This is a genomic window from Variovorax sp. FG153 (genome assembly GCF_057809595.1).
On sequence record NZ_JBMDKG010000001.1, the window covers coordinates 107,828 to 131,473 of the forward strand.

The following is a 23,646-nucleotide window of genomic DNA, read 5'->3' on the forward strand; positions in this document are numbered from 1 at the left end:
TGTTTTCGCCTCCGAGGCGCACTCGGCCTGATCGCGATCGGGGTTCGAGAGGCCGGCCTGACGCCGTTCAAGCAACCGCGGCGATCGCGCGCTGCCGCGGCAGCCGAGTGAACGCGAACGCGGCCAGGAAGGCCCCGATGCCCAGCGCGAACGCGCCGATGAAGAGCCACGCGTAGCTCGAGTACGTGTCGTAGATCAGCCCGCCCAGCACGGGGCCCAGCGCCATGCCGAGGCTGCTGGCCATCGTGGTGCTCCCGATCACCGTTCCCATCATGCGCAGCGGGAAGTTGTCGCGCGCGATCACCGCGAACAGCGGCATCACGCCCGCGTAGGTGAATCCGAACAGCGCGGCCACGGTGTAGAAGCTGCCCAGCTGCCGCGCGAACACGTAGCCCAGCACCACGATCGCCTGGGCCAGCAGCGCCAGCACCAGCACGCGCGCGGCGCCGAACCGATCGCCCAGCAGCCCGAACACGAGGCGCCCGCCCAGGCCCGCGAGCCCTTCCATGCTGTAGATCGACACGGCCGCCATCAACGGAATGCCGCAGGTGACCGCATAGCTCACGGTGTGGAAGATCGGCCCCGAGTGGGTGGCGCAGCTCAGGAAGCTGGTCAGCACCAGGATCAGGAAGGGCGGCGAGCGCAGCGCCTGCGCGACGGACAGCGTTGGTTCGCGCGCTGCCTCTGGCGACGCGGCGGGGGTGGCCTGCAAGGCGGGCGGACGACGCACCAGCAGGGCCAGCGGAATCATGCTGACCGCCGCCAGCGCCGCGATGAGCTGCAGCGCGCCGCGCCAGTCGTGCGTCTGGACCAGCCATGCGGCCAGCGGCGACATGGTCATCGGCGCCACGCCCATGCCGGCCGACACCAGCGACACCGCGAGGCTGCGATGCGTGTCGAACCATCCGGTCACGCAGGCCATCATCGGCGCGAAGATCGCCGCCGCGCCGATGCCGACGACCACGCCGAACAGCAGCTGGAAGGCGAGCAGCGACGTCGCGAGGCTCGCCAGCGCGAGCCCGAGCGCGAGCAGCACGGTGCCCGCCAGCACCACGAGGCGCGGGCCCACGCGGTCGCTGAGGGAACCCCAGGCGATGCTGCCGAGCGCCAGCGCCACGAAGGCGAGCGTCATCGCGGTGGAGATGCCGGTGCTCGACCAGCCGGTGTCCTGCGCGATCGGCCGCAGGAACACCGGCAGCGAGAACAGCCCGCCGATCGCCACGCAGCCGAGGGCGCCGCCCGCGGCCACGATGATCCAGCGGTAGTGGGTGCGCAGTGCATCGGGCCAGGAAGTCATGGTGCGTCTTCGATGGGTTCAACGAGGCCTCAGGTTACCCCCGTGCGCGCGGTGGGGGGAGTAACAAACATGGCGCGATTGGCGGCGTCAATCGCCGAAGCGGATCCGGCTTGCCTGGGCGAAGCCTGCGGCCCTATCGGCGCTGCTGGGGCGTGCCGCCTTGCGTGGTGCGGCGCTTGAGGCTCCCGTCCTCGTTCCGGCGACGCTCGTCTCGCGTCTGCGCGCGCTCGAGGTGTCGAGGTCGCTGCACTTCGGGGACTACGGCGGGCTGCCGTTGAAGCTGATCTTGGGGGCGCTCGATCTGGTCACGATCGTGGTGCTGGCCAGCGAGGTGTACCTGTGGGTAACGAGGCGCTTGCGGCGAGCCGATCGCCTTGCCGCAAGGCCTGCCTCGTACGAGTGATCAGCGCTCGATCAACCCGATTTCCAGATAACCCGCGGCACCCGGAACGCGCGGTCCGACCCGGGCGAAGAGCTGCGGGCTGTACGCCATGAAGTAGCTCGTGGGCGTGGTCAGCGCGTAGTTGAGGCCCAGCGCGAAGGGAAGCACCGGCACTGGCGCGAGGGCGTAGAACTGTCCGACAAAGGCTGTCGTTTCCGACGCTGCACCGTCGAGGCCGATGGCGTTGCGGGCGTAGCCACGCACCACGTCGCCGGTGGGAAGGCCCGGGCCCGCCGAACTCTGACGTGCGAGCGTGTAGTCGATCAGCACCCGGCTCACCGGCTTCGTCACCGAGCTTCCCCACGAACCATCCGTGGCCGCGCCGTAGGAGGTGATCACGGACGTCGGCAGGCTGCTGCTGATGTTGAGACCGATGCGGAATCGGAACGCGTTGGCCGACGTCTTCTCGGCTTCCAGGTAGGCCCTGTCGTTGTCGAACTTCACCACGCTGAAGTTGTGGGCGTCTCCGGGATCGGCGTTATTGACGGCATGCCACGCACCGTCGGTCGCGCCCTTGGACACCGAGTAGGTCTTGAGGGAGGCGGGCGGGCAGCTGTCCACGCTGTAGATCACGTCATCCGTGCAGACCTCGAGCTTGGTGCCCTGGCTGGAAATCCTGAGGCTGTTGATCGAAGAGTCGGCGGTCGTTCCGGCCATGCTGGTTCCGAAGCCGTTGAAACTGCCATCGAGATCCGTGGCCGACTTGATCGGTGCGCGCGATGCGACGAAAGGACGCACGGCGGTCGTTCCGCCCGGCATCGCGAACGGATACCCGCCCACGACGATGTGGTCGGAGACCAAGGACACCCGGAAGCGTGCGTTGTTGGTCGAGCCGCCGGTGCGAGCGTTGGAGAAAACGAAGGTGTCGCTCGAGGTCGCGTCCGCGCCGATCGCGCCTGACTCCGCGACCCCGGCCGCATCGGTCATCTTGTAGGTCTTGCGGTTGAAGTCCAGCTTCAGCGTCTGCTGCGCACCGTTGGTCGCAAACACCTGGTAGTCGCCATTGCGGCGGTCCTGCGGAGTGATCCGCAGCTGGAGGTCGATCTTGCTCGACGCCGATGCACCGGCCGCTTTCGCGGTGATCGTGTAGGAGCCCGAGTCGTTGGTGGCGCTGACGATCTGTCCCGACCACTTCCTCGGCGAAGTCTGCAGATCGGCGACAGTCACCGTACCCACCGTCGTGTCGACGGTGGGGCTCGTATTGCTGACGCCGCTCCATGTCACGTCCTGGTCCGCGGAGATTTCGACCGCGTCGCCGGCCGTCAAGACGAGGGTCTGGCCCTGAGTCACGGCATTCGGCCCTTGCCCGTTGATCTTGATCTCCAGCTTCAGTGGCGACGTGGGGGTTGGCGTGTCGGTTCCACCGGGCGCCGGCGGTTGCGACGGCGGTGCCACGGACCCAGGTCCTATCGGAAAGCCCCCACCGCCTCCGCCCCCACCACCGCCACATGCAGTGACGACAACCGCAACTGCGGTGCAGATCGCAGCGCCGCGCAGGCGCGACAACCCCTCCCAAACTGGGCCCATGATCTCTCTCCTCCTCGTTAATGGAGAAGTGATCATAAGACCGCGTTCGCTGTTCTTCGCGCCACTGTGTTGCGACCGACTGACGAACTTCCAGAAGAAGTCGCTGGCATGACCAAAGACTCCTTCGTTGGTGGCTTGACAACACGGACGTACTCGGATTGCGAGCGCCGCAGCGGACGCTAACCGTCGATGCGTATCCGGTTCGCCTTCGCAATGCGCCCCCACTTCTCGAACTCGCTGCGCGAGATCGCGCCGAACTGCTCGACCGAATTGCCCACCGGCACCAGCCCCAGCTCGGTGAGCTTGCGCTGCACCTCGGGGTTGCGCAGGATCTTCACCAACTCCTGGTTGTAGCGCGCGACGATGGGTTGGGGCGTGGCGGCCGGCACGTAGAAGCCCTGCCAGCCGTCGCCGTCGTAGCCGGGCAGCAGCTCGGCCACGGCCGGCACCTCGGGCAGCAGCGCGCTGCGCCTGGGGCTCGTCACCGCGAGCGCGCGGAGCTTGCCGCTGCGCACCAGCGGGATCGCCGTGGTCGCGGGCTCGAAGGCGATCGGCATCTGGCCGGCCATCACGTCAGCCAGCGGGCTGCCCTTGTAGGGCACATGCACCATCTGCACGCCGGCCATGTTGTTCATCATCTCCATCACCACGTGCGGGCCCGAGCCCACGCCGAGCGAGCCGTAGTCGATCGAGCCCGGCTTCGCCTTGGCGCGCGCCAGCAGGTCGCGCAGGCTGGCATCGGGCTGGCCCGGGCCGGTGATCAGCACGTAGGGCACGAGCGCGACCTGCGTCACGGGCGCGAAGTCGCGGAAGGTGTCGTAGGGCAGCTTGGCGTAGACGTTGGGGTTGATCCCCATGATCGAGTTGACGGTCATGAAGAGGGTGTAGCCGTCGCCGGGACTGCGCGCCGCGACCTCGGCGCCGATGATGCCGGCCGCGCCGGCGCGGTTGTCGATGACGATCGGCTGTCCGAGCGCCTGGCCCAGCGGCTCGCTGAGGATGCGCGCCACCACGTCGGGCGACACGCCGGCCGAGAACGGCACGACGAGCTTGATCGGCTTGGCGGGCCAGCCGGCCTGCGCGAAGGCCGCGCGGCCCGTGGTGGCGGCCAGGGCCGCGAGGCCCAGGCGCTGGAGCGCGAGGCGCCGGGAACGAGAGACGGGCATGGGGAACTCCTCAGCGTGGGGCGATGCAGGTGTGAAGGGGGGTGGTCATTGCAGCCAGTCGCGCATGCGCTCGACCAGCAGCTCGGCCTTGACGATGTGCGGGTAGTGGCCGCCCTGCGCCTGCGCGAGATGGCGAGCCTTGGGATAGCGCGCCCGCACGCGGGCACGGGTCGCGGGCGCGATGATCGCGTCGTCCTCGCATTCGAAGACCACGGTGTTGGCGGTCGCCTGCGGTGCCGGCAGCTCGGCCGCGCCTGCCACCTGGCGCAGCCGCCCGTGGAAGTCCGAAGCGGGCAGGCCGGCATGCAGCATGTGCAGCTGCACCGCGCGCAGCAGGTCGTCGGGCCGCGCGCGCAGCGCCTGGTCCCAGCGTGCGATCACGGTGGCGCTGTCGCTGGCCGCGAGCCAGAGCGCATCGAACAGCGGATGCTGCGCCACGTCGCGCCCGTCGACGAAGGTGTTGCCGAGCCACAGCGCCGCCACCTGATCAGGGAATCGCAACGCGAAGGCCTGCGCCCACCAGGCGCCGTACGACGAGGCCCAGAGCGCGACCGCGCCGGTGCGCCGTTCGCGCAGCAGCTCCTCGAGCCCGAGCGCGAGCGGCTCGGGCGCGACGCCGCCCGGGTAGGTGATGCTCAGCACGCGGCGCTCGGCGGCGAAGGCCTGCGCGATGCGCCAGGCGCTGTCGCCGTTGCCCAGCGCGCCTGGCAGCAGGACCAGCGGTGGCGGCTCGGCGGTGGCCGTGTCGCCGCGCGCGCCGGTGTCGCGCAGCGACCAGGCCAAACCCCGCGTGTCGGTGAAGCGGTGCAGGGGCTGTGCCGCGACGAAGCGGCACAGGGCCTCGGGCATCGCGGGCGGGTCTTCGGCGATCGTTGTCATGCGGTGGGCCGTCGCGTGCATCAGGCCAGCAGGCCTTCTTCGCGCAGCGTCTTCTTTGCGTCTTCGGTGAAATCCGCCTCGGGCGCGTTGCCGCCGATCACGAACATCAGGAAGTGCGTCTTGCCCGGCTCCTCGTGCGTGATGTTCTCGAAGCGGCGGTTGACGCCGGCCGGAAACGAGAAGATGTCCCACGGCCCGACGTCGAAGTACTCCTCGCGGCCGTCGAGCTCCCACGAACAGCGCCAGCGGCCCGTGAGCGGCATGAAGGTCTCGTTGGTGTCGTGGTTGTGCATCATCGGGCCCTTGCCGGGCTTCGCTTCGCAGAAGCCGAGGTTGAAACCCTCGCTGATGCGGATGGCGGCGTTCTCGGCCGCCTGCGCGCCGACCGGCGAGACCACCTCGTCGCCGCCCTTGCCGCGCGGCGGCTGGAAGCCCACCGCGTTGTAGAGCTTGCGCTCGGCGCTCGGATGGCGGCTGTCGGGCAGCCCGCCGTCGAAACCCTTGAGGTCCTTGAAGTAGGCGACGCGCTGGCGCATCTCTTCGCGGGTGACACGGATCTGGGGAATGGCCATGGCGATCTTTCTGGCGGAGTGAATAATGGCCGCCAGTATTCGAGGCCGCGGCCGCGTGGTCCATCGAAGCCGCCGATGCCCGGCATCGCGTTCGTGATGATCCATGCGGGTTTACCCGCCCGCGCCCCGCTATCGCCCCCGATGAAGCTGCAAGACCTCGACCTGAACCTGCTGCGTGCCTTCGATGCGCTGATGCGTGAGCGGCACGTCACGCGCGCGGGCGAGCGGCTCGAGATGAGCCAGTCTTCGATGAGCGTGTCGCTCGCCAAGCTGCGCGACCTGCTGGGCGACGAGCTGCTGATGCGCGCCGGCACCGGCTGGATGCCGACCGAACTCGCGCTCGTGCTGTGGCCGCGCGTGCAGGAGGCGATCGCCGCGCTCGAGCGCCTGACCGAGCCCGTGCGCTTCGACCCCGCGACCTCCACGCAGGTGTTCCGGCTCATCGTCATCGACTACATCGACCTGCTGATGATGCCCTCGGTCATGCGCCGCATCCGCCAGGAGGCGCCGGGCGTGCGGGTGCACATGCTGCAGACCAACCCGCACCACTTCGGCGAGATGATGGCGGCCGGCGAGCTCGACCTGGCGCTGACCTACTTCCCGAACGCGCCCACCTACGTCAAGGGCCGCAAGCTGTTCTCCGACCGCTTCCTGGGCCTGGCCGCGCGCTCGCACCCCGTGCATGGCGCGGCGCTCGACGTGCCTTCGTTCTGCGCGCTGCCGCACGTGACGATCGAGCCCGATGCCTCGCAGATCTACAACGTGCAGATCGATGCCGCGCTCGAGCCGCACGGCCTGCGCCGGCGCGTGCAGATGATCAAGCCGAGCTTCCTCGCACTGCCCTTCGTGCTCGAGACCTCCGACATGGTGGCCAGCGTGCCGGCGCGGCTCGCGCGCCGCATGTCGCGCATGGCCGAGGTGGAGGCTTTCGACCTGCCGCTGGACCTGCCGCTGTTCGACGTGCGCATGGTCTGGCATCCGCGCACCGACCACTCGCCGGCGCACGAGTGGCTGCGCGAGCTGATGCTGGCTTGCGCGCGCGACGCCTGAGCCGCGCTCCGGGCGATGCTCAGCCGACGGTGCCCGGGCGCGGCGCGCCGGACGCCGGCGGGGCCACGGCATCGCCGACCCGCTTCAGCAGGTCGTCCACTTCCCAGTGATCGTCCGCATGCTGGCCGTACTTGCAGGCCACCACGCGGCCCCGTGCGTCGATCAGGAAGTCCGCCGGCAGGCCCTGGATGCCGTTCTCGGCCTTGCGGTAGAAGCGGCCGGTGGACAGCACCCAGCGCAGCCCGCTCCAGAACACCCCGGGATGCAGCACCGCGCGCCACGAGGTCTCGACGCCATAGGCGCGGTAGTACCGCTTCGTCGGATCCGCGATGCAGTCGAAGGGAAGCTGGGCCTGGTACTCGAGCATCTCCTCGGGCGACGAATGGAAGAAAACGATCTGCCGCACGCCGGCCGCGGCGATCTCCGGCTGGCGCAGGCTCATCGTGCGCAGGTGGAAGTTGCACACCGGGCAGCCGGCGAAGCGGCGGAACTGCAGGTGCAGGTAGGGCGCGCCGTCGCTCGGGATGCGGACGGACTGGCCGAGGATCGTCCGGGCAACGAGTGCCGGCGCGATGGAACCCGGGGTGAGCTTCATGTGATTCCTTGCTGGAAGGCGGTGAAAGATTCAAATACGTACGATGTACGTAAACGACTATAATCGTCCCGTCCGAAGAAAGTCAATGGAGCAGCGATGGGCCGACCCGCCAGATTCACGCATGCGCAATTGCAGGCTGCCGCCCTGCGCTTGCTAGACAGGGAGGGCCTCGCCGGTCTCTCGATGCGCTCGCTCGCGGCCGAACTGGGCACGGGTGCGATGACGCTCTACAACTACGTGCCGCAGCGCGAGGCGATCGATCTGCTGGTGATCGAGGCGGTGCTCGCCGAGGTGGCCTGGGATCGCGGGCCGTACGCCGCATGGGCCGACGAGGTGCGCGCCATCGCCACCGCGCTGTGGCGCGCGGTGCGTGCGCATCCCCACGCGATTCCGCTGATCCTGACCCGCCGCAGCCGAGCACCGGCGGCCTTCGAGGTGGCCGAGGCGCTGCTGGCCGCGTTGGCGCGCAGCGGCCGTTCGGACACGCGGTTGCTGGTGGCCTTCCGGGCGATCTCCGCGCTGGTTACGGGCATGGCGCAGGCCGAGCTGGCGGGTCCGCTGTCGCTGCAGGCGGCGGAATCGGCCGAGGACACCATTGCGCGCTTCCGCGCGCTACCGGCCGATCGCTTTCCACAACTGATCGGCGTGGCTTCCGCCGCGATGCGGAGCACGGCGGAGGATGAATTCCAGGCGAGTCTTCAGTTGTTGCTGGCGGGGTTGGAAGCGGGTTGAGTGTGCGGGCACCGCGGCCAACGGGGCCAGTCATCAGCGCTCATTCCAGCCACAGTAGCGAATGGTCGGATGTTTCATGAGCTTCCCCGCCTTCGGCGTGTTGCACGCCGTCGTTGGCCGAGCGCTTCCGCCTGCGCCATCTGCGCAATGGTTTGGCGCTTGAGAACGAAAAGATCTTCGAGTTCGTCCACCAGCCCGAGCGCGTACACCGTGCGAACCAGGGTCTCCAATGAAGACTGGCCGCTGCTTTCCAGCTTGCGCAGCGCGCCCAGCGAAAGCCCCGCCATCTGCGCCAGCTCAAGCTGGGGGAGTTCTTGAGCAAGCCGCTGAGCACGGATGCGCTGGCCCAGGGCTTGGAGGATCTCAGTGGCGAGCGCCAGGCCAAATGCCATTTTCCTGATCCTTGACCGGATTAAAGAGTGCCAAATGCCATTCTTGTAGGTGTTGCGCATCGAGCTTGGCATCCACGAGGCTCTGGCAGCGTCGGGCAGAGATCTTCAGGGGTGCATGAGCCCGAGGTCCAGGTTTTTCCAGGAAATACTTCCAAGCATCTCGACGCTCGTCGGAACGGTCTGGCGTCGGGCGGGCGTTTGGCCTACGCCAATGTCGGGCCGTCGCTGTACGCGGCATGGATGGGAAGGGGCGAGTCTTGTTTCGGAGCAGATTCCTCCATCATCGAACAAGCAAAGGATTTCCCATGACCATCCAACCGCACACCACCCAGGCTTCGAATGAACCGAATGGCGATGCGCTCACGCCGCTGGAGATCTCTCAAGCTGTCTTGGAAGGCGAGGAAAACCCCAACACTGCACGCGCTATCACCCCGCTGGAACGCGCCGCCTCGGGCACGTCGGCGAAGCCCGAGCGCCAGCGCTCGGCCCTCGGCCGCGCGCTGCACAGCCCGGCCGTGGCCTGGGGTGGTGCTGCGCTCACGGGCCTGGGCCTGATCGCGGCGCTGGTCTATGCGCGCCGCTCGCCGCCCTCGCGTTGGCAAGCGCTCCAGGCGCTGCCTTCGAAGGTGCTGCCGTTCAAGGCGCGGGCGGTGAAGGCCGTGCCCTTGAAGTCGCAGCCTTTGAAGGCGCTGCGGTCGTTCAAGATCTGAGGCTGGTCGCTGGACGCACTCAGTGCGTTCGCGGCGCAGCATGACGCAACCGGTAGTCGCGCGGCGTCATGCCGTGCCGGCGCCGGAACGCGGCCGTGAAGCGCCCGTGGCATTCCCACCCGGCCTCGGCCGCCACTGCCTGCACGCCGAGTTGCGTGTCGCGCAGCAGCCGCGCCGCGATCGCGAGCCGTTCGTCGACGAGCAGGCCATGCACTGAAAGCCCCGCGGCCGCGCGCACCTGCGCCTGCAGCCGGGTCGTGCGCAGGCCGACGCGCCGCGCGAGTTCGTCGACCGACCAGGCGCGTGCCGGCGCCTCGCCGACCAGCGCGCGCAGCCGGCGCACCGTGGCCTCGGCGTCGTCGGCGCCTTCCTCGGCGCCCGAGCGCGCGGGACGCAGCAACTGGTGCAGGTCGAGCAGCACGCAGGTCAGCAACTCCGTCGCTCGCGCATGGAACAGCGGCACGAAGGCCGGCTGGTCGGCGGGTTCGTCGCGGATGCGCGCGAGGCAGTCGCGCACACGCGGCGTGAGCGCCGCGTTGCACAGCACGCGGCCGTCGTCGCGGTCCACCAGCTCGGCCATCTGCCGCGCCGGCAGTTGCACGCCCAACGCCTGCAGCCAGCGCGGCAGCAGTGCGCGGCGCAGCCGGAACTGCACGAAGTTGTTGCGGCAGGCACCCGGGATGTGGATCAGGTAGCCGCCGTCGCGGTTGGGCGTGCGCAGCAGCGCGCGGTCGACGCGGAAGTCGAGCGCGCGGCCCTGCGCGCTGCCGATCTGGCCCGTGACGTGGCCGGCCAGGAAGAAGGTGACGAGCAACTCGTCGCCGGGTGGCAGCTGCACGTGCAGGTCGTCGTTGAGGCGGAAGTCGAAGTACAGCGCGCTCGCGCCCTCCCAGGGCATGGTGCGCAGCCGCAGGATGCGACCGCCGTCGCGCGGCCAGCGCACCTCGCGGCTCGCGCCGTCGTGCAGGCCCGCGAGCGCGAGCGGCCGCTCGACCGGCAGCCGGACCAGGGTGGCGTTGAAGTCGTCCTCGGGCAGCGCGCCCGGGGGCATGGCCGGGAGCAGCGACGGGATCGGCACAGTCTGCGAGCGGATCGGCATAGAAAACCCTGCCTTGCGGCGTTAGCGTTGCAACACTTTGATCGAGCGCGGAGTTTAGGTATGAATGTGCGACGTGTCTGCCGGTTTCTGGGGCTTGCGGCGGCCTCCCTGGCACTGGTGCTGCCGGCGTTGTCGGCGGCCCAGGCCGCCTGGCCCGCGCGGCCGATCCGGCTGGTGGTGCCCTTCGTGGCGGGTGGCGGCGCCGACGTGACGGCGCGGCTCATCGCAGCGAAGTTGCAGGAGCGGCTCGGCCAGCAGATCGTGATCGACAACAAGCCCGGCGGCAACACGCTGATCGGCGCGCAGGAGCTGATGAAGGCCCAGCCCGACGGCTACACGCTGCTGTGGTCGATCGACCAGACCTTCGTGCTCAACCCCTCGCTCTACAACCGTCTGCCCTACGACCCGCGCAAGGACTTCGCGCCGGTGGCGCTCGCGATCACCTCGCCCAACGCGGTGATCGTGCGCGCCGGCGCGCCGGGCGCGATGGCCGACGTGCACGAGCTCGTGAAGCGCGCCCGGGCGGAGCCCGGCAGGGTCAACATCGGCGCGGCGGCGATCCTGTCGCAGATGGCGCTCGAGGAGTTCAACCGCAGCGCCGGCATCCAGAGCACGCGCGTGCCCTACAAGGGCAGCGCCGAGGTTGCGCAGGCCACGGTCGCGGGCGACATCGACGCGGCCTTCGACGGCATCGCACCCTACGTGCAGTTCGCGAAGGCGGGCCGCGCGAAGATCCTGGCCTTCGCGTCGTCGCGGCGCTTCTCGGGCCAGCCCGAGGTGCCCACGCTCGAGGAGCTGGGCTACAAGGGCGTGGACTTCTCGGTCTGGTTCGGCATCGTCGGGCCCAGGGGCCTGCCGCCCGAGATCGTGGCGCGAGTGAGCGAAGGCGTGGACTGGGCGCTGCACCAGCCCGACGTGGTCGAGAAGCTGCTGGTGTTCGGCTTCGAGCCCGCGGCCCAGACCGGGCCGCAGGCGCTCGCGACGCGCATCGACGCCGACCTCGCGCGCTATGCGCCGGTGATCCGCCGGCTCGGCTTCAAGCTCGACTGAGGGCCTTCCCATCATGAAAGTCGCGGGCCTGATCGGAGGCGTCGCGTGGCCCTCCACGCTCGGCTACTACAAGCTGCTCAACGAAGGCGTGCAGCGCGAACTCGGCGGCCTGCACTCGGCGCGCTGCGTGATCGTGAGCCTGGACTTCGCCTGCATCCACGCGGCCATGGCCGCGGGCCGGCCGGCCGATGCGCGCGCGCAGATGGAGACGGCCGCGCGGCAGGCGCGCGCCGCGGGCGCCGAGCTGATCGCGATCCTCGCCAACACCGGCCATTTCGCGGCCGACGAGGTACAGGCCGCGGCCGGCGTGCCGCTGGTGCACGTGGCGCGCGAGACCGGCGATGCCGTCGCCGCCGAGCGACCGGGCCTGCGCCGCCTGGGCGTGCTGGCCACCAGCTTCGCGCTCGACGCGCCCTTCTTCGGCCGCCTGCTCGGCGAGGGCGCGGGCTTCGAACTGGTGCTGCCCGACGCCGCCCAGCGGCGCACCCTCGATGCCGCGATCTTCGGACCACTGGCGCGCGGCGAGGCCGGACGCGACGAGGGCCTGATGGTCTCGACCCTGTGCAACGCGCTGGTGGCGCGCGGCGCCGAGGGCGTGGTACTGGGCTGCTCCGAACTGAGCTACGCCAGGCCCTGGTTGCGCTGCCGCGCACCGATCTTCGATGCGACCGAGATCCATGCGCGCGCCATCGTGCGCGAGATGCTGCGCGCCTGATTTTTTTCCTTCCCTCCGTTCATTCCATCGCCAGAAAGAGAGACACCGTATGCAGACCGCCGAGTTCCCGCTGCCCTTCGTCAATGCACCGTACAGCCGCGCGATGTTCGACGACGACTGGATCTTCGTCTCGGGCACCATCGGCATGGACTACGACACGCAGCAGCTCGCCGAGAGCGCCGAGGACCAGACCCGGCTGATGATGCGCAACATCGAGCGCTATCTAGCGGCCTGCGGCGGACGGCTCGACCAGATCGTCAACTACACCTTGATCATCGCGGGCGCCGAGCACCTGGGCGCGGTGGTGCGTACGTTGTCCGAGGTGCTGCCGACCAAGCCCACCGGTACCGCGATGCTGGCCGGCATCGCGGTGCCTAAGGCCTGGGTCGAGATGCAGGTGATCGCGCGCAAGAGCCACGGCGCCGGCGGAGGCGCGCAATGAAGGGGACGCTGCTGCGCGCGCTGGCGTGCGGTGCCGTGGTGGCAGGCGCGATCGCGGCCTGCGGTGGCGATGGGGGCGGCGGCGGTTTTCTGCCCGGCCCCGTCGGCGGCAATCCGCCCGCAACGCCGGACAGGTACAACGCGGAAGTCCGCTGGACGCAGTACGGCCTGCCGCATGTGAAGGCCGCCGACTACACGGGGCTCGGCTATGGCTACGGCTATGCGGTGGCGCGCGACCACCTGTGCCTGCTGGCCGACCGCGTGGTGACGTTGCGCGGCGAGCGGTCCGAACGCTTCGGGCCTGACGGGGCATCGCTGGTCGCGTTCCTGCAGACCTCGAACTTGAACAGCGACCTGTTCTACCGCGTGCAGCTGTCCGACGAGGAGGTCGAAGCGGCATGGCGCGATCTCTCGGCCGACGCGCGCGGCCTGGCCGAGGGCTATGCGGCGGGCTTCAACCGCCGGCTGCGCGACCTCGGCGCCGAGGCCGCCGCTACCGCCTGCCAGGGCGCGGCGCCGCCGCAGATGCGGGCCAGCGACATGGTGCGTGCCACCATGCAGGTCAACTCGCTGTGGAAGGCGCTGGCCGTCGCGCCCTATGCCGCCGCCTCGACCTGGGACCAGCTGGGCGCCCCGGCCGTCGCCAAGGCCGCCGAAGACCGCCCGCCCGCGCAGCGCATGGCGAGCAATGCCTGGGCCTACGGCTCCGAGGCCACGGGCACGGGCGCATCGATCATGGTCGCGAACCCGCACACGCTGTGGCAGGGCCACTGGTTGCTGATGCACCAGATGCACCTGAGCATCCCCGGCGAGATCGACGTGATGGGCGCCGACTTCCTCGGCCTGCCGCTGCCGCTGTCGGGCTTCACGCAGCACCTGGCGTGGAGCATCGAGGCGCCGTCGACCGTGACCTATCCGCTGCTGATCGCGCTCGACGTGCGCGATGGCGACAAGCCCTCGTACACGGTCGACGGCCAGCGGCGCGAACTCGCCGCGAAGCGCGTGGCGCTGCGCGTGCGCCAGTCCGACGGCAGCGTGACCACGCGGCAGCACGACCTGCCCGTGTCGCACCTCGGCCCGCTGTACCGGCTGCCGGCCGATGGCGACCGCGCCGCGGGCTGGTATGCGATCACCGATCCCGGCGTCGCGAACGCACGCGCGCTCGACCAGATCCTCGCGGTCGCGAAAGCGCGCGACATCGCCGGCTTCGAGCAGGCGGTGGCCGGCAACCGCGGCATCACCGCGCACCTGATCGCGGGCGACAGCCAGGGCCGCGCGATGTACATCGAGTCGGGGCCGCTGCTGGACATCGCCGACGCCGCGCTGCGCGACTGCGCCACCGTGCCGCCGCCCGACGACATGACGGTGCCGGTCGCGCTCGATGGCCGCCGCGGCGCCTGTGCCGTGCGCGATGCGCAGGGCCGGCCGAAGCTCGCGCCCGCCAGCCGCATTCCGGCGCTCGCCACGCGCGGCATCGTGCAGAACGCGAACGACAGCTACAGCCTGTCGCTGGTGGGGCAGCAGCTCGACGGCTATTCGCTGCTGTTCGGCAGCCCGAAGGCACCGCCCGGCATGCGCACGCTGATGTCGCAGCGCCAGATCCAGGACGGCCTGCGCGACGGCCGCATCGACAGCGCCGAGGCGCTCGGCTTGGTGTTCGACAACCGCAACTACCTGGCGGAAACCACGCTCGATGCGGTGCTCGCGGCCTGCGCGGGCGCGAAGGGCGATGCGCAGGTGCAGGCGGCCTGCGGCATCCTCTCGGCCTGGGACCGGCGGCACGACGTGGACAGCCGCGGCACGCTGCTGTTCCATGAGCTGGGCCCGCGGCTTGCATCCGTGCCCGGTCTCTACGCCGAGCCCTACGACAGCGCGCGGCCCTACCGCGTGCGGCCGGTCTCCACCGCGCCGGCCGTGAGCGCGGCCATCGTCGGCGCGGTGCGCGACACGGCGCAGGCGCTCGCGGCACTGGGCCTGCGTGGCGACGAACGCTGGGGCGACATGCTCGCGCGCCCCACGCCGCAAGGCCGCGTGCCGCTGCACGGCGGTTCGGGCGAGCAGGGCGTGCTCAACGCGCTCGACGGCGCGCCGCTCGGTCGCGAGGGCTTCGGCGACATCATCGCCGGCACCTCCTACGTGCACCTCGTGACCTGGGACCAGGGCCGGCTGGTGGCCAGGCTGATGATGGCGGCCGGCCAGTCCACCGACCCGGCCTCGCCGCACCACGACGACCAGCTGCCGCTGTTCTCGCGCAAGCAGCTCGTGACGCCGCCGTTCACCGAGGCGGAGATCGCGGCCGATCCGAAGCTCGAGCGGCTGGTGCTGCGCGAGTGAGGCGTTGTTAGACTGGCGGGCGTCGTCTCTTCGTTTCGATCGCCCCGCCCATGGCAGCACCCCGCCCCGAGAACATCTTCGATCTGCTGCAGGTGGCGCAAGCCGGCCTGAAGGAAGCGCGCGCCGACGACGGCGCGCTGCTGCTGATGCATTTCGCGTTCCGCGGCCTGGTCGCGAAGGCCGACCTGTTCCTGGCCGGCCATGGCCTGTCGCGCGTCCATCACCGCATGCTCTATGCGATCGCGCGCACCGACGGCATCGCGGTCGGCCAGCTGATCGCGCTGCTGGGCGTGTCGAAGCAGGCGATGCACCGGCCGCTCAAGCATCTGCAGGAACAGGGGCTGGTGCTGGCCGAGCGCAGCCCGCACGAGCATCGCAGCAAGCTGCTGCGGCTCACGCGCGAGGGCGCGCGCATCGAGCGCCAGGCTTCCGCGCACGAGGCGGCGGCGATGGAGCGCGCGCTGAAGTCGGTCGGCGAAAGCGAACGCCAGGCCTGGCGCACGGTCATGCTCGAATTGGCGCGGCAGATCTAGGCCGCCGAGACGCCCGCGCTCTCGAAGTAGGCATCGCGCTGCTGGCGGAAACGCGCCGCCTCGTCGAGCAGCCATGCCAGCACGGTCGGCGTGGCGGGATGGGAAGGGCTGCCGATGAAGCGGTACGTCGCGTTGGAAAGCACCCGCTGGCGGAACGCGAGCACCAGCCGTCCCGACGTGAGGTAGTGCAGCACGAGCGCCAGCCGCCCCATGGCGATGCCTTGGCCTCCCAGTGCCGCCTGTACCGCCAACAGCGACAGGTTGAACTGGGTCCCCTGCCGCAGCGCCGAGGGCGCCAGGTCCACGCCCACGGCGCCGAGCCACTGCGCCCACTCCTCCGTCGGTTCGCCGCCTTCCCCCGGGTCCGCGGCATGCAGCAGCTGCGAACCCTTGAGCTTGCTCGCCTTGCGCAACTCGGGATGGGCCTGCATGAAGCTAGGCGCAGCCACCGGCACCAGCCATTCGTCGAGCAGGTCGACCGCTTTCGCATCCTCGCTGCCCGCGGCACCCAGCCGCACCGCCGCGGCGATGCCTTCGCGCGACATGCGCGAGGGATCGACGCGGTCGGACTCTCCGACCACCCGGAACGCCATGTCCGGATTGGCGCGGTAGAGGCTGCCCAGCCGCAGCGTGAGCCACAGCATGGCGAGCGACGGCGAGCAACTGATGTTGACAGGCTCGCCCACATGCGCGAGCTGCAACCGGTGCACGGTGCTTGCGAGGTTGCGGAACGACTCGCGCGTTGCCGCGTAGAGCTGCTCCCCCTGCGGCGTCAGCGCCAGTCCCGCGGGCGTGCGCAGCAGCAGCACGTGTCCGAGCCGGTCCTCCAGTCGCTTGACCTGCTGGCTCACTGCGCCCTGCGAGACATGCAGTTCTGCGGCCGCCTTGGTGAAGCTGCAACAGCGCGCGGCTGCGTCGAAGCAGCGCAGCCACGCCAGCAGCGAGGGGGACAGCGAGGGCGTGGTGCTCGGAATCATTAGTTTCATTGAGGCATAAGCACTATAAATCCATTGCTGGTTGCTGGGTCGGCGCGAAGAATGGCCTCAACAAAACTGATGTGGAGTCGATATGCGCGTACTGGTGGCCGGGTTCAAGCACGAGACGAACACCTTTGCCTCGAACCGTGCCGATTGGGCCGCCTTCGAGCGTGGCGAGAGCTTTCCGAAACCCACGCACGGCGACACGATGCTGGAGATGATCTCGAAGGTGGACGTCTCCGCCAGCGGTTTCGCCAGCGTCGCGAAGCGCCACGGCTGGACGCTGGTTCCGAGCCTGTGGGCTGGCGCCGTTCCCTCGTCATACATCACCGACGATGCCTTCGAGCGCATCTGCGACACCATCCTGCGCGACGTGGAGACGCTCGCATACGACGCCGTCTACCTCGAGCTGCATGGCGCCGCCATGAGCGAGTCGTTCGACGATGCCGAAGGCGAACTGCTCGCGCGCATCCGAAGGGCCGTCGGCAAGAACGTGCCGCTCGTGGCGAGCCTGGACCTGCATGCCAACGTCACCCGCGCGATGCTCGCGCATGCCGATGCGCTGGTGGCGTTCCGCACCTATCCGCACATCGACTATGTGAAGACGGGCGAGCGCGCGGCGGATCTGCTCGATCGATTGACGCGCCATGGCGGGCGCGAGCCTTGGCATTGCGAACGCCTTCCCTTCCTCATCTCGGTGAGCATGCAAAGCACATCGGCCGAACCCGCCCGAGGCTGCTACGAACTGCTCGAGGACATCGACCGGCGACTGGGCACGGTCTCCAGCTTCTGCATGGCTTTCCCGGCCTCGGACTTCGAGGAGTGCGGGCCGACCGTCTGGTCCCATGGCGAGCGTGCGCGCGAGGCCGTGGGCCTGCTCCATGCGCATGTCGCCGAGCCCGGCCAGTGGCGGTTGAAGGCACTGGACGCCAAGGAGGCCGTGGATGCCGCCTTGCAGCGCGCCGACCGGAGCCCGCGCACCGTGGTGGTCGCGGACCTGCAGGACAACCCCGGCGTCGGCGGCACCGCGTCCACCACCGGCATGCTCCACGCGCTGCTCGCGGCCGGCGCGGGGCGCCGCTTTCCGGGCCGGGTGGCGCTGGGCGTGCTCTACGACCCCGCGGCGGCAGCGCTGGCGCATCGTGCCGGCATCGGCCAGACGATCGACTGCGCCGTCGGGGAGTCGCTGGCCACGCCCATCGGCCAGAGCGAGCCGCCGCTGCAGGGCAGGTTCGAGGTCCGTTCGCTTTCCGATGGCGCCGTCACCTTCAAGGGCCCGAAGATGACCGGGTTCCAGGCCGGGCTCGGTCCCACCGCCTGCCTGGAGATCGAAGGCGTGCTCATCGTGGTCTCCAGCGGGCGCATCGGCACACAGGATCGCGAGCTCTTTCGCATGGTCGACATCGCACCGGAGGCGATGAAGATCGTCGTCGTCAAGAGTTCGCACCACTTCCGCGCGGACTTCGAGCCGCTGACCGAGCAGCCCGAAACCGATGTCGTGATCGCGCACGCGAAGGGAATGTTCCCCTCCGATCCCGGGGCGCTGACGTGGAAGAAGCTGTCCCCGGCCACGCGCACGCGGCCCTGAGGGAGCGTGGCCATGTTTCGCCTCGGCCTGCACCACCTCGAGACGCTGTTCTGGATCGATCGGCTCGGCTCGTTCGCGGCCGCGGCGGAACGCCTGAACACCACCCAGTCGGGCATCTCGAGCCGCGTGCGCGAGCTGGAAGCGCGGCTGAAGACGCGCGTCTTCCAGAAGGAAGGTCGTCGCATGCTGCTCACGCTGCGAGGCCGGGACCTGGTGCGGCGCTGCGAGCCCTTGCTGCAACAGGTGAACGGCGTGCTGCTGTCGGTGACCGACGAGGCCTACGCGACCGGCACCGTGCGGCTCGGTCTCGACGAGATCGCCGCGGCGCCGCGCGTGTTCGGCTTCGTGCACGACGTCGCCGCGGACATGCCGCATCTGAACTGGGACCTGATCGTCGATGCCGGCGCGGCGCTGCGACAGAAGATCGCCGATGGCGTGCTCGACATGGGCATCGTCAGCGGCCCCCTCGATGCGCAGGAACTGGTCGCCCAGCCGATCGGCCGGACCGGGCTGGCCTGGATGGCGAGCGCCACCTACTTCGCCGCAAGGCAGGACCGGGTGTCGCTGCACGATGGCCCGATCTGGGCCTTGCCGCGTCCCTCGCACCACCATCTGTTGACGGCCGGCATGCTGCGCGAGGCCGGCCTGCCCCCATCGGGCATCAATGCCTGCAACCACGTGCAGGCGATGATCGACATCGTTCGGGCGGGGGCCGGCATCGGCATGCTGCCCGAACATCTGGTGGGCGAGGACCTGGCACGTGGCGTGCTGCGGCGCCTGGACATCGAGGCCGCGCCTCACGCGCTGGAGCTCCACGCCGTGCGCCGCCGCGACGAGGCCGACCCGATCGTGCTGCGCGTGTTCGAGCGCGCGTCTCGAAGGCTGCGCTCCGCCTCGCCGGATGTTGTTGCGGTGGCAGCGAACGCGAGTCCGCGCGTGCACGTCCTCAGTCGACCTTGACGCCCACGCGCTGGATCACCTGCTCGTTGCGGACCACCTCGGCCTTCATGAAATCGACCATCTGCGCAGGCGTCATGCGCCGCAGTTGAATCCCCTGCATCTGCAGCGCCTTCTTCATCTCGGGCTGTGCCAGCGCGGCTTCGATGTCCCGGCGCCGCGCCGCCGCGCTGTCCGCCGGAATGCCTGCGGGGCTGACGATCGCGAGCCAGGCATCGACATCGAACTTCGGGAACCCGCTTTCCGCGAGCGTCGGCACCTGCGGCGCGATCTCCGTGCGCGTGGGCGTGTTCACCGCGATGGCCTTGAGCTTGCCCGCGGCGATGTGCGGCGCCGCGCCCTGCGCGGAGACGAACGCGATGTCCAGGATGCCGGCGAGCAGGTCGTTCGTGATCTGTGCCGAGCCTTTGTAGAAGATGCGGTTGGTGGCAATGCCCGCCTGTTCCTTGAAGACCTCGCTGGCGATCTGGTACACGCTGCCGGTCACCAGTCCCTCCGCCAGGGTCGTGGAGCGGGATTTCGCGAGTTTCACCAGCTCCGCCGCCGTCGATGCTTCGACGTTCCTCGACGCGACCAGCATCATGGGCAGGCTGCCGATCATCGTGATCGGCTCGAAGTCGGCGATCGCATCGAAAGGAGCGTTCTTGAAGATGCCGGGAATGATCGTGTGGTTGGAGCTGACGACCCCGAGCACCAGCCCGTCCTTCGGCGCGCGCGCGAGCTGCTGCGTGCCGACCAGTGAGCCCGCGCCGGCGATGTTCTCGACGACGACGCCACGGCCGCTCTGGCGCCCCAGTGACACCGACAACGCGCGTGCCAGCGCATCGGCCGCGGAGCCGGGCGGCGTGGGCACGATCAGCTTGAGGGGCGCGGAGGCGTCGGCGGCGAAGCCGTTGCCGGCAGCGCCGGCGAGAAGTGAAGTCAGACCGACCAGGAAACGGCGGCGGTGGGAGACGGACGGCATGGCACTGGGTTCCTTGACACGCGATGGCTGTTCGAAGCGATGGGATCTCTCCCATCGGCCAGGTCCAGCTTACAGCGGACCTCGCGCGGCGAACGCGCGAGTCTTCGATGCGATTGCATTGTGAATTCCGATGGATCGCGGGGCGCGTCGTGCCGCCTGGCCGTCGCGTTCAGCCCTTCACCATCAGCGTGGCGGAAGCCATCGCATGCAGCTTGCCGTCCGCACCGCGCAGCTCGGCATTGCAGATGCCCAGCGAGCGCGTGCGCTCGACCAGCGTGGCGCTGGCCAGGTACTCGGTGTGCGGTGCCAGCGGCCGCAGGTATTTCACGCTGAGGTCGCCGGTGGAATAGGCCGTGCCCGCGTCGAGTGCCGAATACAGCGCGAGCGCCGCGGCGCCGTCGAGGCAGGTGGCCGCGAAGCCACCGTGCACCATGCCCGCGGGATTGAGATGCCGCTCGTCGGGCGTGACGCGCATGCTGACCTTGCCGGCCTCGATCGCCGAGAGCTGCATCGGCATGGTGTGGGCGATGCCCGAGCGCTCGATGCGTCCGTCCATCATGGCTTGCAGGACGTCGAGGCCCTTGGCGGGCGAGGAAGGGGCCGATGCGGGTGGATTTGTCATGTCAACATTATTGACCTAAATTCGCGGCTTCGCGAACAAGCTCAAAGGCGTTGCGGTGCAATCCACGGTCTGGACAGTTCTTCTGCTGCTCAATGCCGCCTGGTTCGCGCTGGGCGCGCGCTTCTTCTGCCTCGACTCGCAGCGTGCCGCGCGGCTGCTCGTGGCGAAGACGGACCGTGCATCGCCGCTGCTGCCCGCGATCGCCGGCGCCGTGCGTTTTCTCGGCGCGATGAACCTGGCCTGGCTGGCGTTGTGCCTCATGCTGCTGGCGGGACACGGCCTGTTCGAGACGCCGGCGCAACGCGCTTCGATGGCCGCCGTGCTCGCGCTGGTGCATGCGGGGCAGTTCGCGGTCAATGCCCACATGCTGGGTCAGCATCGCCGCGGCCGGCCCGGCAGCTGGGTGGTGCTGCGTGGGCCGATGCGGCTCATCTTCTTCGTCGACCTGGCGTTCGCGGTGGCGGATGCGGCGTTCGCGGTCTGGGTTCTTGGCTGAGTGATCCGCATCGTGCCGTCAACGCCGCGAAGGGCGCGACCTACCAGCGATACGTCGCCGCCGCCAGCACCTTGCGCGGCTCCCCGTAATAGCAGCTGCCCGAACTGCAGTTCGCCACGTAGTTGCGGTTGCCGAGGTTTCGCAAGTTCAGCGCGAGGCTCCAGCGCTCGAAGTCGTAGCCCAGCAGCGCGTCGAACACGGTGTACGAGGGCACGGGCACCGGCGTGCTCTGCTGGTAGCCGCGGTTCGAGCCCATGAAGCGTGCGCCCAGGCCGAGCTTCACGCCGTTGGCGAAGCGGTAGTCGGCCCACACCGAGAGCTGGTTGCGCGATACCGCCTGCATCTGCTTGCCGATCTCGCTGGGCGTGCTGCTGGCCGTGACCTCGGCCTTGGGCGTGTAGGTGTAGGCGACCGTCACGTTCATGCGCGGCAGGGGCTCGAACGAGGCCTCGAGCTCGAGGCCGCGCACCAGGATCTCGCCGGTCTGGCGCGGCGTGTAGTCGGCGTCGTAGGTGATGTAGTTCTGGCGCCGCAGGTCGAACACGGCGGCGCTGTACTTGTCCTTGCGGCCCGCGGGCTGGTAGCGCACGCCCACCTCGTACTGGCGGCCGGTCTCGGGCTTCAGGGGCTGGTTGGTCTGCGGGTCGACCGTGACCGTAGGCGAGAACGACTCCGAGTAGCTGAAGTAGGGCGCCCAGCCGCTCGGATGCAGGTAGACCAGGCCCGCGCGGCTGGTGAACTTGTGGTCGTCGATGCGCGTGGTCGAGCCGTCGATGTGGCTGAAGGACACGGCGCGCGCGCTGTCGTAGCGGCCGCCCAGCGTGGCCACCCAGTTGCCCCACTTGATCTGGTCCTGCAGGTAGAAGCCGGTCTGCGACAGCGTGGTGCGGGCATCGAACCACGGGTCGGCGGTGGTGGTGAGGCCGGTGCTCACCGGCAGGTAGCCGTCGATGTCGCTCACGGTGCCGCTGTTGGAAGTGCGCTGGTCGTTGCGCGAGCGCTGGTAGTCGAGGCCGACCAGCAGCATGTGCTGCCAGTCGCCCCAGCGCAGCTTCGCCTGCAGCTGGTTGTCGATCGAGGCGATGCGCGCGGCCTCCTTGCTCGCGAACGGGAAGCGGCTCAGCACGCGGTAGTTGGCGGGGCTGGCCGGGTTGTCGGCATCGACGGTGACGAAGCTGGGCTGGTTGTAGACCTGCCCGTAGTCGACCTTGATCGAGCCGTAGCGCGCGTTCTGGCGAAAGCTCAGCGTGTCGTTCAGGCGATGCTCGAACAGGTAGCCGACCATCCACTGGTCCTGGTTGAAGCGGTCGAAGTTCGGATCGCCGACGTAGGTCTTGCGCGAGAACTGGCCGTTGGGATTGGGCAGCAGGGTGCCGACCTCGGGGAAGCTGCCGTAGGAACTGCCGTCGCGGATGCGCAGGTAGTGCGACAGCAGGGTCAGCGAGGTGTCGCCCGAGGGCTTCCAGGTCAGCGAGGGCGCGATGAAGCTGCGGTCGTTCGGCAGGCCGCTGGCCGGCAGGCTGGCATCGCGCAGCAGGCCCGTGAGGCGGTAGAGCAGCTTGCCTTCGGCATCGAGCGGACCCGAGAAATCGCCCGCGATCTGGCGCCGCGCGTTGTCGCCGAACTGCAGCTGCAGCTCGCGCAGCGGCTGCGCGGTGGGGCGCTTGCTGACCACGTTGATCATGCCGCCCGGGCCGTTCTGCCCGTAGAGCACCGAGCTCGGGCCGCGCAGCACCTCCACGCGCTCGGTGCCGTAGCTCTCGGTCTGCCAGATGGCCCAGCCGTTGTTGTTGCGCAGCTGCAGGCCGTCGAGGTAGTAGCCGGGCGCCTGCGCGTCGAAGCCGCGCAGGATGGTCCAGTCGAAACGCGAGTCGGCGCCCCAGGGCGAGACGTTGATGCCGGGCGTGTAGGCCAGCGATTCCTTGAGCCGGGTGGCGCCCGTGGCCTCGATGAAGTCGGAGGTGACCACCGAGATCGATTGCGGCGTCTCGATGATCGGCGTGTCGGTCTTGCTGCCGGCGGTGGCGCGTCGCGCGATGTAGCCCGGCAGGTGGCCGGTGGCGGTCTCCTCGGTGCCGGCCGTGACCACGATCGGCGGCAGTGCGCCGGTGTCGCCGGCCGAGGCGCGCACCACGGTGAAGGCCGTGTCGCCGTTGCGCACGTAGCCCAGGCCGCTGCCCGCGAGCACGCGCTCGAGCGCCTGCTGCAGCGTGACGGCGCCGCGCACCGCGGGCGCGGTGCGGCCCTCGAGCAGCGAGCTCTCGCCGCCGATGGCGATGCCGTACTGGCGCGACAGCACGCCCAGGCTCTGGGCCAGCGGCTGGGCCGGCAGTGCGAGCTGCAAGGTGGCGGACGATGCCGCCGGCGCGCCCTGCGCATGCGCGGGGCCGCCCATCGCGAGCAGGGCCGAGGCGATGGCGCAGGCGAGGGCCGCGGCCTGGAGGGAATCGATGCGGGGGCGCCGCGGGGTCTGCTGGTTCATGTCCGAAGGTCCTGGAGCTGGTTTGC

At 69.5% G+C, this 23,646-nt stretch carries 23 protein-coding genes and 1 pseudogene; 12 read left to right on the top strand and 12 right to left on the bottom strand.

Annotation, left to right across the window (positions count from 1 at the left end; all coding sequences use genetic code 11):
• Window positions 1–67 precede the first annotated feature (67 nt).
• Complete coding sequence (locus tag ACODT0_RS00510) at window positions 68–1,297, bottom strand: MFS transporter (RefSeq protein WP_489040211.1); 1,230 nt, start codon at window positions 1,295–1,297, stop codon at window positions 68–70.
• Between the two features lie 217 nt (window positions 1,298–1,514).
• Between ACODT0_RS00510 and ACODT0_RS00515 the strand changes: the two are divergent.
• Window positions 1,515–1,700 (top strand): annotated as a pseudogene (locus tag ACODT0_RS00515) (PepSY domain-containing protein); the annotation flags it as partial.
• Here ACODT0_RS00515 and ACODT0_RS00520 read toward each other — a convergent pair.
• The 4 genes from ACODT0_RS00520 to ACODT0_RS00535 form a co-directional block, all read right to left on the bottom strand.
• Entirely contained in the window at window positions 1,701–3,134 is a 1,434-nt protein-coding gene (locus ACODT0_RS00520) for a hypothetical protein (protein ID WP_489040212.1), read from the bottom strand. It lies immediately after the preceding pseudogene.
• 311 nt (window positions 3,135–3,445) lie between these two features.
• Window positions 3,446–4,432 carry a Bug family tripartite tricarboxylate transporter substrate binding protein gene (locus tag ACODT0_RS00525; RefSeq protein ID WP_489040213.1) on the bottom strand — a complete coding sequence of 329 codons (987 nt, stop codon included), beginning with the start codon at window positions 4,430–4,432 and terminating at the stop codon, window positions 3,446–3,448.
• Window positions 4,433–4,477: 45 nt separating this feature from the next.
• Window positions 4,478–5,311 carry an alpha/beta fold hydrolase gene (locus tag ACODT0_RS00530; protein WP_489040214.1) on the bottom strand — a complete coding sequence of 278 codons (834 nt, stop codon included), beginning with the start codon at window positions 5,309–5,311 and terminating at the stop codon, window positions 4,478–4,480.
• 20 nt (window positions 5,312–5,331) lie between these two features.
• Window positions 5,332–5,883 (bottom strand): cupin domain-containing protein, encoded by a 552-nt coding sequence (locus ACODT0_RS00535; protein WP_208512719.1) that lies wholly within the window; start codon window positions 5,881–5,883, stop codon window positions 5,332–5,334.
• Between the two features lie 141 nt (window positions 5,884–6,024).
• Between ACODT0_RS00535 and ACODT0_RS00540 the strand changes: the two genes are divergently transcribed.
• Complete coding sequence (locus tag ACODT0_RS00540) at window positions 6,025–6,933, top strand: LysR family transcriptional regulator (RefSeq protein ID WP_208512720.1); 909 nt, start codon at window positions 6,025–6,027, stop codon at window positions 6,931–6,933.
• Window positions 6,934–6,952: 19 nt separating this feature from the next.
• On the opposite strand, the gene ACODT0_RS00545 is transcribed toward ACODT0_RS00540, so the two are convergent.
• Complete coding sequence (locus ACODT0_RS00545; protein ID WP_489040215.1) at window positions 6,953–7,528, bottom strand: peroxiredoxin-like family protein; 576 nt, start codon at window positions 7,526–7,528, stop codon at window positions 6,953–6,955.
• Window positions 7,529–7,624: 96 nt separating this feature from the next.
• On the opposite strand from ACODT0_RS00545, the gene ACODT0_RS00550 reads away from it, so the two are divergent.
• Window positions 7,625–8,260: a TetR/AcrR family transcriptional regulator gene (locus tag ACODT0_RS00550; RefSeq protein ID WP_057590036.1), complete on the top strand. Its 636-nt coding sequence runs from the start codon at window positions 7,625–7,627 to the stop codon at window positions 8,258–8,260.
• Between the two features lie 74 nt (window positions 8,261–8,334).
• Here ACODT0_RS00550 and ACODT0_RS00555 read toward each other — a convergent pair whose 3' ends face one another.
• Window positions 8,335–8,712, bottom strand: coding sequence for a helix-turn-helix domain-containing protein (locus tag ACODT0_RS00555; RefSeq protein WP_479669632.1), 378 nt, complete (start codon window positions 8,710–8,712; stop codon window positions 8,335–8,337).
• Window positions 8,713–8,957: 245 nt separating this feature from the next.
• Here ACODT0_RS00555 and ACODT0_RS00560 point away from each other — a divergent pair, with 245 nt between their 5' ends.
• The gene (locus tag ACODT0_RS00560; protein WP_261206297.1) at window positions 8,958–9,362 is read left to right on the top strand and encodes a hypothetical protein; all 405 of its coding nucleotides are present in this window, start codon (window positions 8,958–8,960) and stop codon (window positions 9,360–9,362) included.
• 19 nt (window positions 9,363–9,381) lie between these two features.
• Here ACODT0_RS00560 and ACODT0_RS00565 read toward each other — a convergent pair whose 3' ends face one another.
• Complete coding sequence (locus ACODT0_RS00565; RefSeq protein ID WP_489040216.1) at window positions 9,382–10,461, bottom strand: helix-turn-helix transcriptional regulator; 1,080 nt, start codon at window positions 10,459–10,461, stop codon at window positions 9,382–9,384.
• Window positions 10,462–10,521: 60 nt separating this feature from the next.
• Here ACODT0_RS00565 and ACODT0_RS00570 point away from each other — a divergent pair, with 60 nt between their 5' ends.
• From ACODT0_RS00570 to ACODT0_RS00590, 5 genes are read left to right on the top strand one after another with little or no spacing between them, the layout of a single operon-like run.
• The gene (locus ACODT0_RS00570; protein ID WP_489040217.1) at window positions 10,522–11,511 is read left to right on the top strand and encodes a Bug family tripartite tricarboxylate transporter substrate binding protein; all 990 of its coding nucleotides are present in this window, start codon (window positions 10,522–10,524) and stop codon (window positions 11,509–11,511) included.
• Window positions 11,512–11,524: 13 nt separating this feature from the next.
• Entirely contained in the window at window positions 11,525–12,226 is a 702-nt protein-coding gene (locus tag ACODT0_RS00575) for an aspartate/glutamate racemase family protein (RefSeq protein WP_489040218.1), read from the top strand.
• Window positions 12,227–12,275: 49 nt separating this feature from the next.
• Window positions 12,276–12,668 (top strand): Rid family hydrolase, encoded by a 393-nt coding sequence (locus tag ACODT0_RS00580; RefSeq protein ID WP_489040219.1) that lies wholly within the window; start codon window positions 12,276–12,278, stop codon window positions 12,666–12,668.
• Entirely contained in the window at window positions 12,665–15,001 is a 2,337-nt protein-coding gene (locus ACODT0_RS00585; protein ID WP_489040220.1) for a penicillin acylase family protein, read from the top strand. The genes ACODT0_RS00580 and ACODT0_RS00585 overlap by 4 nt, the downstream gene beginning before the upstream one ends.
• A gap of 50 nt (window positions 15,002–15,051) precedes the next feature.
• A complete protein-coding gene (locus tag ACODT0_RS00590) occupies window positions 15,052–15,534 on the top strand; it encodes a MarR family winged helix-turn-helix transcriptional regulator (protein ID WP_093346223.1) in 483 nt (160 codons plus the stop codon).
• Here ACODT0_RS00590 and ACODT0_RS00595 read toward each other — a convergent pair.
• Entirely contained in the window at window positions 15,531–16,520 is a 990-nt protein-coding gene (locus ACODT0_RS00595) for a LysR family transcriptional regulator (RefSeq protein ID WP_489040221.1), read from the bottom strand. The genes ACODT0_RS00590 and ACODT0_RS00595 overlap by 4 nt on opposite strands.
• An 82-nt stretch (window positions 16,521–16,602) precedes the next feature.
• Between ACODT0_RS00595 and ACODT0_RS00600 the strand changes: the two genes are divergently transcribed.
• Both ACODT0_RS00600 and ACODT0_RS00605 read left to right on the top strand, forming a co-directional pair.
• Window positions 16,603–18,099, top strand: coding sequence for a M81 family metallopeptidase (locus tag ACODT0_RS00600; RefSeq protein WP_489040222.1), 1,497 nt, complete (start codon window positions 16,603–16,605; stop codon window positions 18,097–18,099).
• 12 nt (window positions 18,100–18,111) lie between these two features.
• Window positions 18,112–19,059, top strand: a complete 948-nt coding sequence (locus ACODT0_RS00605; RefSeq protein WP_489040223.1) for a LysR family transcriptional regulator — start codon at window positions 18,112–18,114, stop codon at window positions 19,057–19,059.
• Here the strand turns inward: ACODT0_RS00605 and ACODT0_RS00610 are convergent.
• Both ACODT0_RS00610 and ACODT0_RS00615 read right to left on the bottom strand, forming a co-directional pair.
• Window positions 19,046–20,020, bottom strand: a complete 975-nt coding sequence (locus tag ACODT0_RS00610) for a tripartite tricarboxylate transporter substrate-binding protein (RefSeq protein ID WP_489040224.1) — start codon at window positions 20,018–20,020, stop codon at window positions 19,046–19,048. The genes ACODT0_RS00605 and ACODT0_RS00610 overlap by 14 nt on opposite strands.
• Window positions 20,021–20,189: 169 nt before the next feature.
• Window positions 20,190–20,642, bottom strand: a complete 453-nt coding sequence (locus ACODT0_RS00615) for a PaaI family thioesterase (protein WP_489040225.1) — start codon at window positions 20,640–20,642, stop codon at window positions 20,190–20,192.
• 55 nt (window positions 20,643–20,697) lie between these two features.
• Between ACODT0_RS00615 and ACODT0_RS00620 the strand changes: the two genes are divergently transcribed.
• Window positions 20,698–21,138: a hypothetical protein gene (locus ACODT0_RS00620; RefSeq protein ID WP_489040226.1), complete on the top strand. Its 441-nt coding sequence runs from the start codon at window positions 20,698–20,700 to the stop codon at window positions 21,136–21,138.
• 40 nt (window positions 21,139–21,178) lie between these two features.
• Here ACODT0_RS00620 and ACODT0_RS00625 read toward each other — a convergent pair whose 3' ends face one another.
• Entirely contained in the window at window positions 21,179–23,620 is a 2,442-nt protein-coding gene (locus ACODT0_RS00625; RefSeq protein ID WP_489040227.1) for a TonB-dependent siderophore receptor, read from the bottom strand.
• Between the last annotated feature and the right edge of the window lie 26 nt (window positions 23,621–23,646).

Excerpts from the sequence above, each read along its gene's own strand:
- ACODT0_RS00610 (WP_489040224.1), bottom strand. The coding sequence starts at position 20,020 with ATGCCGTCCGTCTCCCACCGCCGCCGTTTCCTGGTCGGTCTGACTTCA.
- ACODT0_RS00545 (WP_489040215.1), bottom strand. The coding sequence starts at position 7,528 with ATGAAGCTCACCCCGGGTTCCATCGCGCCGGCACTCGTTGCCCGGACG.
- ACODT0_RS00585 (WP_489040220.1), top strand. The coding sequence starts at position 12,665 with ATGAAGGGGACGCTGCTGCGCGCGCTGGCGTGCGGTGCCGTGGTGGCA.
- ACODT0_RS00560 (WP_261206297.1), top strand. The coding sequence starts at position 8,958 with ATGACCATCCAACCGCACACCACCCAGGCTTCGAATGAACCGAATGGC.
- ACODT0_RS00605 (WP_489040223.1), top strand. The coding sequence starts at position 18,112 with ATGTTTCGCCTCGGCCTGCACCACCTCGAGACGCTGTTCTGGATCGAT.
- ACODT0_RS00615 (WP_489040225.1), bottom strand. The coding sequence starts at position 20,642 with ATGACAAATCCACCCGCATCGGCCCCTTCCTCGCCCGCCAAGGGCCTC.
- ACODT0_RS00535 (WP_208512719.1), bottom strand. The coding sequence starts at position 5,883 with ATGGCCATTCCCCAGATCCGTGTCACCCGCGAAGAGATGCGCCAGCGC.
- ACODT0_RS00550 (WP_057590036.1), top strand. The coding sequence starts at position 7,625 with ATGGGCCGACCCGCCAGATTCACGCATGCGCAATTGCAGGCTGCCGCC.
- ACODT0_RS00565 (WP_489040216.1), bottom strand. The coding sequence starts at position 10,461 with ATGCCGATCCGCTCGCAGACTGTGCCGATCCCGTCGCTGCTCCCGGCC.
- ACODT0_RS00510 (WP_489040211.1), bottom strand. The coding sequence starts at position 1,297 with ATGACTTCCTGGCCCGATGCACTGCGCACCCACTACCGCTGGATCATC.
- ACODT0_RS00600 (WP_489040222.1), top strand. The coding sequence starts at position 16,603 with ATGCGCGTACTGGTGGCCGGGTTCAAGCACGAGACGAACACCTTTGCC.
- ACODT0_RS00590 (WP_093346223.1), top strand. The coding sequence starts at position 15,052 with ATGGCAGCACCCCGCCCCGAGAACATCTTCGATCTGCTGCAGGTGGCG.
- ACODT0_RS00555 (WP_479669632.1), bottom strand. The coding sequence starts at position 8,712 with ATGCGCAACACCTACAAGAATGGCATTTGGCACTCTTTAATCCGGTCA.
- ACODT0_RS00525 (WP_489040213.1), bottom strand. The coding sequence starts at position 4,432 with ATGCCCGTCTCTCGTTCCCGGCGCCTCGCGCTCCAGCGCCTGGGCCTC.
- ACODT0_RS00530 (WP_489040214.1), bottom strand. The coding sequence starts at position 5,311 with ATGACAACGATCGCCGAAGACCCGCCCGCGATGCCCGAGGCCCTGTGC.
- ACODT0_RS00575 (WP_489040218.1), top strand. The coding sequence starts at position 11,525 with ATGAAAGTCGCGGGCCTGATCGGAGGCGTCGCGTGGCCCTCCACGCTC.
- ACODT0_RS00580 (WP_489040219.1), top strand. The coding sequence starts at position 12,276 with ATGCAGACCGCCGAGTTCCCGCTGCCCTTCGTCAATGCACCGTACAGC.
- ACODT0_RS00595 (WP_489040221.1), bottom strand. The coding sequence starts at position 16,520 with ATGAAACTAATGATTCCGAGCACCACGCCCTCGCTGTCCCCCTCGCTG.
- ACODT0_RS00625 (WP_489040227.1), bottom strand. The coding sequence starts at position 23,620 with ATGAACCAGCAGACCCCGCGGCGCCCCCGCATCGATTCCCTCCAGGCC.
- ACODT0_RS00570 (WP_489040217.1), top strand. The coding sequence starts at position 10,522 with ATGAATGTGCGACGTGTCTGCCGGTTTCTGGGGCTTGCGGCGGCCTCC.
- ACODT0_RS00540 (WP_208512720.1), top strand. The coding sequence starts at position 6,025 with ATGAAGCTGCAAGACCTCGACCTGAACCTGCTGCGTGCCTTCGATGCG.